Below are 304 nucleotides of genomic sequence, written 5' to 3'. Positions count from 1 at the left end.
TATGAAAGTTTTTTTCTCCAAAAAGACTAACGGAGAAAAATCAAATGTCGAATCCGGAAACAGTAATTGACTGGTCTCGGGATATTTCGCCTTGAGCACAAATCCCACTCGCTCACCCAGTCTGGCTGAGTCTTGAGTAAAATAACCACTTATCTCCACCTGCTGCGCAAGTGAGGAGTTAATCATTGCCAAGAAGAAAAGTAAAAACCCAAATCTACCCACGTTTCATTCGTTTGTTTCGGTACTTAAATAGGTCTATCAACGGGGCCACGATGTCTAGTCTGGAATCGATGACAAGGTAGTT

Annotated in this window: 1 protein-coding gene; it reads right to left on the bottom strand. The window is 42.1% G+C overall.

Annotation, left to right across the window (positions count from 1 at the left end):
• Positions 1-222, bottom strand: a 222-nt coding sequence (locus ACNKXV_RS14095) for a hypothetical protein (protein WP_417908347.1), incomplete at its 3' end; no start/stop codon positions are given.
• Positions 223-304: the final 82 nt, after the last annotated feature.

This window comes from Christiangramia aquimixticola (assembly GCF_048285835.1).
GTDB lineage: Bacteria > Bacteroidota > Bacteroidia > Flavobacteriales > Flavobacteriaceae > Christiangramia > Christiangramia aquimixticola.
The sequence above is the reverse complement of the archived record's forward strand: the minus strand, read 5'-3'. Positions and strand labels throughout refer to the sequence as shown.